This window comes from Longimicrobium sp. (genome assembly GCA_036389135.1).
Taxonomy (GTDB): Bacteria; Gemmatimonadota; Gemmatimonadetes; order Longimicrobiales; family Longimicrobiaceae; genus Longimicrobium.
Window position 1 is genome coordinate 81,555 of the sequence record DASVQP010000001.1, and the last position, 9,615, is coordinate 91,169.

Sequence of the window (9,615 nt, forward strand, 5' to 3'; positions counted from 1 at the left end):
GGAGAGAAACCATCTCCTTCTGTGTGCCGAACCAAAGGGGCGACTCCAATCGTCAACAGTCGCAGTTAAGATCGATACTCTCGCACATTATTCAACGCGTCTCGTACTTACGCCCGCGCAGCGACGAGATAGCGCTGAGTCAGACCGGCCGGTGTTCGCAAGCTGTACGGAGAGGAACTCAACGCGAATTTTGCCTTGCGTCGTCAGAGGCGTCGGGAGCAGCCGTCTCCTCAGTAACTGGAATTTGATCGCTCCCAGACACCTTCCCCGCAGCAAGGTTGTACTGATAAGACATGTTCTGGGGTAATGCAATATCATACGTAGTACTAAGCCACGATAGTCGTTCACCAAAGTAATCTCTTAAAGCATAAAGAGTAGTTAAAACCTCTTCGTGAGGTGAAGCCTCCCGGTCGTCTCTGTCATAAGTGAAGCGCTCCCGCGGGTACCGCTCCTCTACTAGCGTTTGGAAAATATGAATCGCTCCGCGCATTTCTTCGAGTGGAATGCGCGCACCGCTTTTCGGTCGAGTTTTCTTCAGCGCATCGGTGATGACTTCCCTGATCATCTCGCAGGATCTCAGCACGGCGACATATTCGAATCCGCCGTGGTATACACGGATCAGTCTGCGGTTCCCTAATGCCTGCAGCATCTCGTAAATGATCTCACGCTCGCGTGGTTCATTATCCCACTGAAAACCACCAAACGGTGTCGAAATCCCTGAGATTCTTCGTAAAAAGTCAAGCATCGTTGATAGCCTCTCCTTTCTTCTGCCGAATCGATGTCTAGGCAAAACTATTTCCCTACAATGGCGCAAACACTGGTGGCGCGATCCGCCTGTACGTTGGATTTTCCCTCGAATCCGGAGAATGCCTTTGCCGAGTTCGTCCGGGACATTCCTTCGAACGGAATCGAATCGGCTCTCACGACCCGGGCTAACGTCCGCCCCTCCCGCCACACGCTGCCCTGCTGGATGGCTCGAGTCAAGAGGGCTCGAAATTGGCGACGGCTGGGCCGCAGCAAGACACTCTCGTACCCCCCTCAGTTGCTTTAGGGTTTTGACCGCCGCTCGTGGCTGAACGCGCCCTCGAGGATGGGCGTGTGCGTAACTTTCTACAATCCGAGTGCGGGCGAGATAACGGGCCAGGGACTGAGGCGGGCTCGGAAGCCCCCCGCGGCGAGGTGCGCGCCAGCTGTGTGTGCGTGGTGCCTCAGCGTTCCTGCAGCAGGATGGTGACGTTCTTGGAGTAGCCGACGGCGGTGAGTTGCAGCGGGGCGCTGATGCCGCCGACGGTGGTGTAGCTCCCCTGGAAGGTGCCCTGGACGGCGCGGCCTTCGAAGGTCATGCCGCTGATGGTGAGCGAGAGCTGCGGGCGCTGAAAGGTCCCGGTCACGGTGATGGGCACGGCGCTGGCGGCCGCGGCCTCCTTCATGGTGCCGCTTCCCGAGACGGCGTTCCCGGCTCCCTCCTGGAGCTGGAAATCCAGCGTGAGCTCCGTGGAGACGCCGGCCCATGGGCCGGCGACGGAGCTAAGCTGCCGCTCGAGCTCGTTGTCGATGCCGCCGCCGGTGGAGTCGCCGCAGGCTCCGGTGGCCATCGTGAGGGCGAGCAGCAGGAAAAGGTGGGGATTACGCATCGGGTCCCTCCACTGTGAGAACGGCAACATCGTGCGGTCGCAGCGAACGGTACCCGTGCGGGCGCGCCCGGACAAGCAACACGTTTCCCGGTGTCCGCACGCGAGCCCGTCCACGCACCGCGCGGACGGGCTCAGGCGGGGAGCGGGATGCGGTACCTGAGCTGCTCAGGGTGGCGGCCGCTGGGGTCGGGCTGGAAGCGTGCCACCAGGAAGCCGCCGTTGGCCTCGATGACGCGGCGCGAGGGCTCGTTGGTGAGGTCGGTGGTCAGCTCGACGTAGGAGAGGCCCTCGCGGCGCGCCTCGGGGAGGAGCGCGGCCAGGGCCCGTTTGGCGTAGCCGCGCCCCTGCTTCCAGGGAACCACCGAGTAGCCGACGTGGCCGGGGCAGTACGACGGGAGCGCGCACGTTCCCGGCTGCCAGCGAAGGCTGATGACGCCGCAGAACTCGCCGTCCCACATCCAGCGGCGGACGCCGGGAAGGCGGGGCACCATCGTGCCGTCCTGCCGCATGATGGGCCCGCCCTTCGCCTCCCGGTCCACCTGGAGGGCGAGGAACTGCGCGGGGTCGCGGGCGATCTTCTCCAGCTCGTTGCGCGCGGCGGCTTCGCCTAGGTGGACGAGGGGCGACCAGCCACGCTCGAGGGCGTCGACGTAGCCGGGGAGGTGCTCGGCCGTTGGGCAGATGAGCTCCAACCCCGTCCGGGCAGGCGAGTATGTCTCCATGATGGCCATGCTCACAACCTCTCGAGCGCGGGAGCTTCCGGCTGCGGCGCGCGCACCTTGCGCGGCTTGCGGGGCGGGGGCTTGGGCCGCCTTCCCTGCGCCACCTCGCGCAGGAGCCACAAGAGGATCGCCGATCCGAAGACCGTGGGCAGCCCCCACGCCCAGGGCGACAGCACCCCGCGCGTGCCGGTCAGGTTCTCCCAGTTGACGATCAGGAGCGCCGTAACGGCGGCGATGTACGAGCCGCCCTGACCTATGAGGTGCACGCGCAGCCAGCCCTTCGGCCGCCGCTTCGCCGCCACGTATCCCACCAGCGCAAAGGCGTAGGAGCCCGCCGCGACCGGCAGGAACCACCAGATCTTGGCCCAGTCCATGATCGCCAGCGTGCTCGCGGTGAGGAACAGCCCGAGCATCACCCAGTGGTACGCCTCTCCCGCTTTCGTGTGGAGAGAGTTGTACTTGCGGGCGAACATGGAAACGAGGCCCAGGATGAGCGACGCCGTACCGCACGCAATGTGGACGATCAGGATCGCGGTCTTTCCGGTCATGGACCCTTGTCTTTCGGCTCGGTCGCACCGCGGGGCCGAAGAGGGTGAAGTGGACGCCGCCCCGTCGTGGGGCGGCGGTGCCCGCGGGTGTGCCCCGCCAGGGCGGCCGCGGGCGCCCTGATCGAATCGCGCATCCTAGAACTGCGCCTCCACGCCCAGCACCAGGGTGCGGTCGCCGAAGAAGGTGCGCACGGGCTGCCGGTCGCGGTAGGCGGCGTCGTAGGTGTACGACATCACGTTGCCGCGGTCGAGCAGGTTGAGCCCCTCCACGTAGGCCACCACGATGCCGCCCCTCATCCGCATCAGCCGCGAGAGCCGGCCGTCGAGGCGCACGTAGTCGGGGAGCCGCTGCGAGTTGAGGTCGCCGTAGAGCGGGGTGGCGGGCGCGCTGCCCACGGGCGGCGACGCGCCGAGGATGGGCGTGTTCGGCCGCCCCGTGCCGTAGCGGCCCGTGAGGCCCAGCTCGTATTCGCCCATCGACAGCTTGCCGACGGTGGAGAGCGTGTGCGTCACGTCGAAGCGGGAGGGCACCCACCCGCCGTCCTCCAGCTCGATCTCGCCCTTGAGGTACGAGTAGGTGAGCCAGCCCACGACCGGCCCCACCCCCTGCGGGCGAAAGAGCACGTCCAGCCCATGGGAGCGGCCCCCGACCACCTGGGGCGCATCGGCGTCGGTGCCGGTTTCCGCGACGTAGTCGTCGTAGCGCTTGACGTACGCCTCCACGCGCACCGCGGGGGTGCCGTCGCGCTGCACGCCGGCGACCAGGTGGTGCGCCCGCAGCGGCACGCCCGACGCGTTCCCCTGGTTGGGGAGCGCGTAGCGAGTGCGCCAGCGCCCCTGGCTGAAGCGGCCGCCGCCCACCCGGTACGTCCAGCCGTTCAGGCTGTAGGCGGCGGCGAGGCGCGGGTCCACCTGGATCCCGCTCTCTCCGGGTAGATTGTCCGCGCGCACTCCGCCCAGCAGCGCGATCCGGCGCGTCGCCCGCCACTCGACTTCCGTGTAGCCGCCGAGGTGGTCCGCCCTGTCCAGCTCGCTTTCCAGCGTGCGCGAGGGGGAGCCGGGCGCCACCTGGCCGCTCGTGGGGACCGTGCCGTCCGACAGCGCCTCCAGCAGGGCGCCCTCGAAGCCGGCGCGCAGCGTGACGCGGGATCCCTTGACCTCGCCGTCGATGCGCGTGCCGAACTGGCGGTCCTCGTGGTCGCGCTCCAGCACGCCGAACCCGAAGCGGGTGTCGCGCGTGGACGCGGCGAGCGTCATGCGCGCCGTGGCCTTGCCGTCCCACCCCATCGCGCGGATCTCGGCGGTGCCGAGCCGCGAGCCGGACTCGCTGCGAAACGGTCCCTCGTAGCCGGTCGACGAGATCAGCGCCGTGGTCTCGTCGGAGACGAGGAGCCCTCCGAGCCGCACCTCGATCCCCTCCATCGGCTCCACCGAGAAGCCGGCCATGAGCTGCTTCGAGGCCGGTGCCTCGGGGTAGTCACCGGTGCGGCCGTGCAGGGTGAGCAGCGCGCGCGCGTCGGTCAGCATCGCGGTGGACCACATGCCCGCGCGCTCGCCCAGCGGCTGCCAGAAGGTGCCGCCGAGGGAGACCAGGTTGGCGCCGGCGCGCCAGTGCCGCGTGGTGGGCCGGCGGTCCGTCTCCAGCGCCACGATGCCGGAGAGCGCGTTGCCGTACCGCGCCGAGAAGCCGCCGCTGGAGAAGTACGCCGTCCGCATCACCGACGGGTCGAAGACGCCGAAGATGGAGCCGCTCAGCGTCTCGAAGCGGCCGGGGTGGAAGAGGCGGGCGCCGTCCACGTAGATCGGCGTCTCGGCCGGATCGCCACCGCGCACGTACAGGTCGCCGCTGTCGCCCACTCGCGTGACGCCGGGCAGCGTTTGGAAGGTCTGGAAGACGTCCGCCGTGCCGCCCGGCATGGTGTACACTTCCTGCTTGGAAAGCCGCGTCGCCGCGCGCGGGTCGTCCACCGAGTAGGTGCTCCCCATCACCAGGATCGGCGCGAGCAGCACCGGGGCGCGTGGCGCCGCGACCACGGGCCGCGGAATGCCGGCCGCGGAATCGGCGGCGCTGGCTTGCTGGGGAGCGGGCCTGGCCGTGGAGTCGGCGGAGCTCGCGCGCGGCGCGATCGAATCGGCCGCCACCGGGGCGCCCGCCTTCTCGCGCAGGCCGGGGTGCGATGGGAACTGCGCCGCGCCGCGCCTCCATGTCTGCGCCGCGAGGGTCCTGCGTCCCTGGCGGGCATACAGCTCGCCCAGCGTCAGGTACGTCGATGCCACCGCCGGCTCCGTCCGCGTGCCGTGATCGCGCAGAACGCGCTCGAGCTGTTCCACGGCCGCATCCGTCCGCCCCAGGAAGGCGGGCGCGCGGGAGTGGTTCATCCCCAGCATGAAGCGCGCGATCAGGTGCTGTGGATCGAGCCCCAGCGCGCGCTCCAGCAGCTCGTTGGCCTCCGCCACCAGCGCGCCCTGCCGCAGCACGGGGGCAAAGGGGATCTGGCACTGCGTGCGGATACGCGCGCGGAGGACCAGCGCCTCGACGGGACGGGCCGGCTCCATGGCGGATGCAGCAGCCTCGAGCCGGGCCGCCGCGGCCTCCATGCGCTCCTTGGTCTTCTCCGCCGCGGCCAGCCTGCACTCCTCCAGGTCGGTCGCCACCGGTCCGGCGGGCTGCACTGTGGCGGCCGGTGGCTGCGCCGCGAGCGGGGCCGCCGGCTGAGGCACGACCGCGAGCTGCTGCGGCGCCGGCGTCGGCGCGGGAGCGCTCGCCGGCCGGACGGAATCCGCCGCCACCGGCGCGCCCGCCTTCTCGCGCAGGCCGGCGTGGGCCGGGAACTGCGCCGCGCCGCGCCTCCATGTCTGCGCCGCCAGCGACCTGCGCCCCTGGCGCGCGTACAGCTCGCCGAGAGAGAGGTACGTCGTCGCGACGGCCGGCTCCGCCCGCGTGCCGTGGTCGCGCAGCACGAGCTCCAGCTGCTCCACCGCGGCGTCCGTGCGCCCCAGGAACGCCGGGGCGCGGTAGTGGTTCATCCCCAGCATGACCCGGGCGGCCAGGTGCCCGGGGTCCTGCGCGAGCGCCCGCTCCAGCAGCTCGTTCGCCTCCGCCACCAGCGCGCCCTGCCGCAGAAGGGGGGCGAAGGGGATCTGGCACGCGGTGCGGACCCGCGCCCGCACGACCAGCGCCTCCACGGGACGCGCCGCGTCCATGGCCGCGGCCGCGGCTTCCAGGCGGGCCGCCGCCGCCTCCATCCGCTCCTTTTCCTTGCCGTTCCCCGCCAGCCTGCACTCCTCCAGGTCCGCCGCCACCGCGGCGGTCTGGCCCTCGATCGTCGTCGCCGTCAGCAGCATCGCCGCCAGGCATGTGACCACTTCGCGCACACGCATTGTCGCCTCCGTTCTGGAGTGGGTCCCTGTGTCCTCTTGCGGCTCTCCAGAAGCAAGGGGGGCGCGCTCCGGGCGCATCCCTCTCAACGCGTTACAGGGCCAAGGATTACACCATTTCCTGCCGCCGTCCGCGCCGCGGCGCCGTCCCGCACTTCACGGGCACCCCACCGCGGCGGGGGCGCCCGTGCAGACCGTTCGCCTCAGCCGTCGCCCTCCCGCCGCCAGCGAAAGGTGGTCATGCAGAGGACGACGCCGATGATCAGCCAGGCGAGCAGCACCAGGAAGACGCGGTCGCGCTGCCAGGCGCCGGACGACTCGAGCCTCGCCAGCGAGTCGGGAAGGAAGCCCGAGCGCAGCCCCTGCGCGATCCACTTGACCGGAAAGAGCGAGGCGAAGCCGTACATCCAGGGCGGGATGTCCGTGTAGCGGATGAACACCCCGGAGATGAACGCCAGCACCAGCGAGGGGAGGTTCATGATCGCGGAGGCCGACCGGCCGTGCGTCACCAGGCTGGACATGGCCACGCCCAGCACCCCCAGCGTGGTGTAGCCGAGCAGCGTCACCCAGACGATGGTCAGCAGCTTGTCTGGCGCGGTGGGGAGCTTGACGCCGTACAGCAGCACCCCGATCGCCACCAGCGTCGACAGGCTGATGATGCCGATGAACAGCACCATCACCACCTTGCCAAAGAAGTACGCGGCACCCGGCATGGGCGTGGTGGTGAGGCGGCGCAGCGTGCCGTTCTCACGGTCGATCACGATCCACACGCCGATGTTCACCAGCCCCGTGGAGAGGATGGAAAAGGTCATCAGCGCGGGCACCAGCGCCTGGCTGTACGTGTGATCCGGGCCCAGCGGCTGCCTTCCGAAGATCGCCCCGAAGATGATCATGAAGAGGATCGGGAGGGCGAACATGAAGATGACCGAGTCGCGCGCCCGGAAGAACTGCCTGATCTCCATCAGGCCCCTGGATACGCCGATCCGCAGCAGCGGCATGCGGATGGTGGCGGGCGCGATCGCTTGCTGGCTCATGCGGGTTGTCCTTGTGCGTGCTCCGGGAGGGGGATGGCGACGGGGATCGCCGCCATGCCGCCGGGTTCCTCGGCTACGTGGCCCACCAGGTCGAGGTAGACGTCTTCCAGCGTGGGCTGGTGCACCGACAGCCCCGGCACCTCGCCGCCCAGGCGGCGGCCCAGCTCGGCGATGAGCGCGGTGGGGGTGGGGGTGCGCTGCGCGCGGACGGAGCCGGCGTCCAGCCAGCGCACCATCGGCTGGGCCAGGTTGCGGTTGTTGAGCTCGCTGGGCTTGCCCACGGCCACCAGCTGCCCCTTGGCGATGACGGCCGCGCGGTCGGCGAGCGCCTCGGCCTCGTCCAGGTAGTGGGTGGTCAGCAGCACGGTGGTGCCCTCCGCCGCCAGCGAGCGGATCACCTGCCAGAACTTGCGGCGCGCCTCCGGGTCGAACCCGGTCGTGGGCTCGTCCATGAAGACGAGGGCCGGCCTGCCGAGGATCCCCAGCGCCACGTCCAGCCGCCGCCGCTGCCCGCCGGAGAGCCTGCGGACGCGCGAGCCGCGCCTGTCGGTGAGCCCCACCAGCTCGATGACCTCGTCCGGGTCGCGGGGGCGGGCGTAGTAGCCGGCGAAGTGGCGCACCGTCTCCTCCACGGTCAGCAGGCCGGCGTCGGTGGCCTCCTGCAGCACCACGCCCACGCGGGCCCGCCACGCGGCCCCGGCGCGGGCGGGGTCCTGGCCCAGCACCGTGACCTCGCCGCCGCTGCGCCGGCGGTAGCCTTCCAGGATCTCGATGGTGGTGGTCTTGCCGGCGCCGTTGGGGCCCAGCAGCGCGAACACCTCGCCCGCGTGCACTTCCAGGTCGAGCCCGTCCACGGCGTGCACGCCGCCGTACGTCTTGCGCAGGCCGCGCACGGAGATGATTGGAGCGGTCATGCGATCCTCTCTGGTTGAAGGGCGGCCAGGGCGCGATCGCCGCTGATCTCGATCTCCCCGTAGCCGACGGGGGCGTCCGGCTCGAACTCGAGCCGAACCATGCTCTTCAGCTCCTCGAAGGTCGCCGCGAGGTCCTCCGCGTCGAAGAAGCCGGCGGCCACGATGAGGAGCACCTGCGTCTCGCGCTCCTCGCTCACCACGTCGCCGGGACCGCGCACCTTCACCACCTGCATGACGTCCGGATGCGCCGCCAGCCGCTCGACTCCGTGGACGGCCCGCAGGCGCCCCGCCTGCTCCGCGAAGATGGAGAGGGAGGCGAGCGGCGTGGGGAGCACCGCCGCCGCGCGCGGCGCCCGCAGCCCGCGCGACACCGCCAGGAGCTCCGCGGCGGTGTCGACGCCGGTGGTGAGGCGGTACAGAGTGTAGGAGTTGGGCCCGCCGGGGCGGCCGGCGTTGACCTCCACGATGGTGGGCCCAAACGTCTCGTCGTCGATCACTTCCACGTGCGCCATCGTGTTGTCGAGCCCGATGGCCCGCACGGCGGCGCTCACCGCCGCGCGGATCCGCGCCTCCCGGTCGGGGGGCATGTCGAAGGGCGGGGTGGCGAAGGCCAGCTCGAAGAAGCGGCCGTCGATGAGCGGCTTGTCGATCAGCGGAAGCTGCTCGATCTCGCCGTCGCGGATGACGAGGTCCAGGCAGAACTCCCGGCCGCTCAGCATGCTCTCCACCAGGAAGGTCCGCTGCGGGTCCACGCTGCTCCCGCCGCCGTCCGTGCCGGCCAGGGGGGTGGAGTAGAGGCGCCCGTTGCCGGACGCCGGGAGCCGCTCGGCCAGGGTGCGGTACGCCTCGGCCAGCTCCGCTTCGCTCCCCACCCTGAACACCAGGTGGCTCCCCGTGCCGTTGACCGGCTTCACGATCGCCGGAAAGCCGACCGTGCGGGCGACCTCGGCGGCGTCCGCCTCCGAGGAGAGGAGGGCGAAGCGCGGCACGGGGCACCCGGCGTCGCGCAGCACCTGCCGGGCAGCGTACTTGTTGCGGGCCAGGGCAATGGCGCGCGCGGACACGCGCCCCACCCCCAGTTGCTCGGCCGCCGCCGCCGCGCTCAGCACGCAGCCGTCGTTGCCCGAGAGCAGCGCGGTGAGGCGGCGGCCCTCCGACAGCCGCCGTCCCGCGTCCGCCACCTGGCCGGCGTCGGTGGGATCGTCCACCGCCACCACGTCGTCCGCCTGGCCGCGCAGCCGCTCCAGCTCCGCCGGCGAGCTGGAGCCCGTCACCAGCCCGATGCGGCAGCCGCTCGCCCGCAGCGCCAGCGCCGTCTGCTCCACCCAGGCGAACCCGGTGTCGTGGACGATGATGACGATCTCGTCCGTTGCGGTTGCGCTCAT

At 70.3% G+C, this 9,615-nt stretch carries 8 protein-coding genes; all 8 read right to left on the reverse strand.

What is annotated here, in order from left to right; all coding sequences use genetic code 11:
* Positions 1-178: 178 nt before the first annotated feature.
* On the reverse strand, positions 179-745 hold the full coding sequence (locus VF584_00350; GenBank protein ID HEX8208602.1) for a hypothetical protein: 567 nt from the start codon (positions 743-745) through the stop codon (positions 179-181).
* 463 nt (positions 746-1,208) lie between these two features.
* Positions 1,209-1,634: a hypothetical protein gene (locus VF584_00355; protein ID HEX8208603.1), complete on the reverse strand. Its 426-nt coding sequence runs from the start codon at positions 1,632-1,634 to the stop codon at positions 1,209-1,211.
* A 131-nt stretch (positions 1,635-1,765) separates the two neighbouring features.
* Positions 1,766-2,365, reverse strand: a complete 600-nt coding sequence (locus VF584_00360; GenBank protein ID HEX8208604.1) for a GNAT family N-acetyltransferase — start codon at positions 2,363-2,365, stop codon at positions 1,766-1,768.
* 2 nt (positions 2,366-2,367) lie between these two features.
* Positions 2,368-2,904 (reverse strand): hypothetical protein, encoded by a 537-nt coding sequence (locus tag VF584_00365; protein ID HEX8208605.1) that lies wholly within the window; start codon positions 2,902-2,904, stop codon positions 2,368-2,370.
* 135 nt (positions 2,905-3,039) lie between these two features.
* Positions 3,040-6,285, reverse strand: coding sequence for a TonB-dependent receptor plug domain-containing protein (locus VF584_00370; GenBank protein HEX8208606.1), 3,246 nt, complete (start codon positions 6,283-6,285; stop codon positions 3,040-3,042).
* 200 nt (positions 6,286-6,485) lie between these two features.
* Positions 6,486-7,316, reverse strand: coding sequence for an ABC transporter permease (locus tag VF584_00375; protein HEX8208607.1), 831 nt, complete (start codon positions 7,314-7,316; stop codon positions 6,486-6,488).
* Positions 7,313-8,230, reverse strand: coding sequence for an ABC transporter ATP-binding protein (locus tag VF584_00380; protein ID HEX8208608.1), 918 nt, complete (start codon positions 8,228-8,230; stop codon positions 7,313-7,315). The genes VF584_00375 and VF584_00380 overlap by 4 nt, the downstream gene beginning before the upstream one ends.
* Positions 8,227-9,615 carry an ATP-grasp domain-containing protein gene (locus VF584_00385; protein ID HEX8208609.1) on the reverse strand — a complete coding sequence of 463 codons (1,389 nt, stop codon included), beginning with the start codon at positions 9,613-9,615 and terminating at the stop codon, positions 8,227-8,229. Before VF584_00385 ends, VF584_00380 begins: the two co-directional genes overlap by 4 nt.

Bases quoted from the DNA above. Each gene is read 5' to 3' on its own strand.
- VF584_00370 (HEX8208606.1), bottom strand. From the start codon at position 6,285: ATGCGTGTGCGCGAAGTGGTCACATGCCTGGCGGCGATGCTGCTGACG.
- VF584_00350 (HEX8208602.1), bottom strand. From the start codon at position 745: ATGCTTGACTTTTTACGAAGAATCTCAGGGATTTCGACACCGTTTGGT.
- VF584_00360 (HEX8208604.1), bottom strand. From the start codon at position 2,365: ATGGCCATCATGGAGACATACTCGCCTGCCCGGACGGGGTTGGAGCTC.
- VF584_00375 (HEX8208607.1), bottom strand. From the start codon at position 7,316: ATGAGCCAGCAAGCGATCGCGCCCGCCACCATCCGCATGCCGCTGCTG.
- VF584_00365 (HEX8208605.1), bottom strand. From the start codon at position 2,904: ATGACCGGAAAGACCGCGATCCTGATCGTCCACATTGCGTGCGGTACG.
- VF584_00380 (HEX8208608.1), bottom strand. From the start codon at position 8,230: ATGACCGCTCCAATCATCTCCGTGCGCGGCCTGCGCAAGACGTACGGC.
- VF584_00355 (HEX8208603.1), bottom strand. From the start codon at position 1,634: ATGCGTAATCCCCACCTTTTCCTGCTGCTCGCCCTCACGATGGCCACC.
- VF584_00385 (HEX8208609.1), bottom strand. From the start codon at position 9,615: ATGAGCGCAACCGCAACGGACGAGATCGTCATCATCGTCCACGACACC.